This window comes from Mitsuaria sp. TWR114 (assembly GCF_007997345.1).
Genome location: NZ_VOSR01000836.1, coordinates 1 through 2,541, shown reverse-complemented (window position 1 = coordinate 2,541; position 2,541 = coordinate 1). Strand labels below are relative to the sequence as shown.

Sequence of the window (2,541 nt, the reverse complement as noted above, 5' to 3'; positions counted from 1 at the left end):
CTCTTCCTTCGACGCGAAGCGCCCGTAGAAGCCGCCGTGGGTGAAGCCGGCCTCGCGCGAGATCTCCGCCAGACCGACGCCGGCGATGCCGCGTTCCCGATACAGCTTGGACGCCGCGTCGACCAGCGCCTGGCGGTTGGCGGCCGATTGCTCTTTGGTGACTTTCATGATGCTCGGCATTGTAGGAAGCGCGCTCGGCCAGCGCGGCGACGGCACGCCGGAATCCTCGATTTTGAGTAGGGGCATCATTAAATCTGCGCTCGACTTCGGGAAGGCCGATACCATGCCGGCCATCATCAAAACCGTCCCGACGGCGCCCCTTGGCGGCCCGGCGCGGACGCCGGTACCGAAGGAACCGCATGCCCGCCGCCGCCCTGTCCCACCGCCTGACCCATCGCGGTCTCCATTTCAGCTGGGTGATCGCCGGGCTGACCTTCCTGACGATGCTGTTCATGTCGGCCGCGCTGGGCCTGCCCGGCGCGATGCTGCAGCCGCTGGCGCAGGAATTCGGCTGGTCCACCAGCCAGATCTCGTCGGCCCTGGCGCTGCGCTTCGCGCTGTTCGGCCTGATGGGGCCGTTCGCGGCGGTGCTGATGGAGCGCTTCGGCGTGCGGGCCGTGGTCAGCGTGGCGCTGGCGCTGGTCGGCGGCGGGATGCTGATGGCCGGGCTGGTCACGCAGCTCTGGCATCTGGTCGTGCTGTGGGGCGTGGTGCTGGGACTGGGCAGCGGGATGACCGCGCTGGTGCTGGGCGCGGTCGTCTCCAATCGCTGGTTCGCGTCCCGCCGGGGGCTGGTCATGGGGATCCTGACCGCGAGCGCGGCGACCGGCCAGCTGATCTGCCTGCCGGTCGCCGCCTGGATGATCGAGCGCTGGGGCTGGCGCGCGCCGCTGCTGCCGCTGGCCGTGCTGTGCCTGGGCGTGATGGCGCTGGTGCTGCTGTTCATGCGTGACCGGCCGTCGGACCTGGGCCTGGCGCCCTATGGCGCCGAGCCGGCCTCGTCGACGCCGGCACCGGCCGCCACCGCCGCGGCCGCGGTGACCTGGCGCACGCCGTTCGTCGCGCTGCGCGAGGCGTCGACGCAGCCGACCTTCTGGCTGCTCTTCGGCACCTTCTTCATCTGCGGGCTGTCGACCAACGGCCTGGTGCAGACGCATTTCATCTCGCTGTGCGGCGACTACGGCCTGGCGGCGGTGCCGGCGGCATCGGTGCTCGCGATGATGGGCGTGTTCGACTTCATCGGCACCATCGCCTCGGGCTGGCTGAGCGACCGCTACGACGCCCGCAAGCTGCTGTGCTGGTATTACGCGCTGCGCGGGCTGTCGCTGCTGTGGCTGCCGAGCGCGGAGTTCACGCTGTACGGGTTGTCGCTGTTCGCGGTGTTCTACGGGCTGGACTGGATCGCCACCGTGCCGCCGACGGTGCGCCTGACCGCCGAGCGCTTCGGCGCGGCGAAGGTCGGCATGGTGTTCGGGTGGATCTTCGCCGGCCACCAGATCGGCGCCGCGGTGGCGCGTACGGCGCGGGACTCAGCCGCAGCCTGCTGCTGAGCTATGCGCCCGCGCTCTACGTGGCGGGCGCGCCTGCCTTCTGGCGGCGGGCATGGCGATGACGATCCGGCGCCGGACTGCGGCAGGCTGATGGCCCTCACCCCTCCCCGGCCAGCAGCGCCTGCAGCCCTGCCTCGTCGAGGATGGTCACGCCGAGCTCGCGCGCCTTGTCGAGCTTGGACCCCGCCTCCTCGCCCGCGATCACGTAGCTGGTCTTCTTCGACACCGACCCGCTGACCTTGCCCCCCGCGGCCTCGATCAGCTCCTTGGCCTCGTCGCGCGACAGCGTCGGCAGCGTCCCCGTCAGCACCAGCGTCTTGCCCGCCAGCGGCTGCGGTCCCGCCGGCGCGGCGACGGCGCCATCGCTCTCGGGGAAGCTCACACCCGCGGCGATCAGCTGCGCGACGACCTCCCGGTTGTGCGCCTCGGCGAAGAAGGCCGCGATGCTCCTGGCGACGATCGGCCCGACGTCCTTCACCGCGAGCAGCTGCTCCTCCGTCGCGTTCATCAGCGCATCCATGTTGCCGAAGTGCTTCGCCAGGTCCTTGGCCGTGGTCTCGCCCACCTGCCGGATGCCCAGCGCGAAGAGGAAGCGCGCCAGCGTCGTGTGCTTGCTCTTCTCGAGCGCGTCGATCAGGTTCAGCGCACTGCGATCGCCCATGCGCTCCAGCGCGGTGAGCTTGGCCACGCCGAGCTTGTAGAGCCCCGGCAGGCTCGTCACGAGGCCGCCGTCGACGAGCTGGTCGACCAGCTTGTCGCCCAGGCCCTCGATGTCCATCGCGCGGCGGCCGGCGAAGTGCAGCATCGCCTGCTTGCGCTGCGCCGGGCAGAAGATGCCGCCACTGCAGCGGTGGTCGATGCCGCCCTTCTCGCGCACCACGTCGCTGCCGCAGATCGGGCAGTGCCTGGGCATGCGGAAGTTGGGCACGTAGTGCGCGCGCCTGGCGTCCACCTTGCCGACGACCTCCGGGATGACATCGCCGGCGCGCCG

2 protein-coding genes and 1 pseudogene are annotated in these 2,541 nt (G+C 70.8%); 1 reads left to right on the top strand and 2 read right to left on the bottom strand.

The window, feature by feature from the left end; translation table 11 throughout:
• The coding region (locus tag FUT87_RS24740) for a TetR/AcrR family transcriptional regulator (protein ID WP_147242713.1) at positions 1–168 on the bottom strand (168 nt) is incomplete at its 3' end.
• A 191-nt stretch (positions 169–359) separates the two neighbouring features.
• Between FUT87_RS24740 and FUT87_RS24735 the strand changes: the two are divergent.
• Positions 360–1,641 (top strand): annotated as a pseudogene (locus FUT87_RS24735) (MFS transporter).
• Positions 1,642–1,647: 6 nt separating this feature from the next.
• Here the strand turns inward: FUT87_RS24735 and FUT87_RS24730 are convergent.
• The coding region (locus tag FUT87_RS24730) for a helix-hairpin-helix domain-containing protein (RefSeq protein WP_255512014.1) at positions 1,648–2,541 on the bottom strand (894 nt) is incomplete at its 5' end.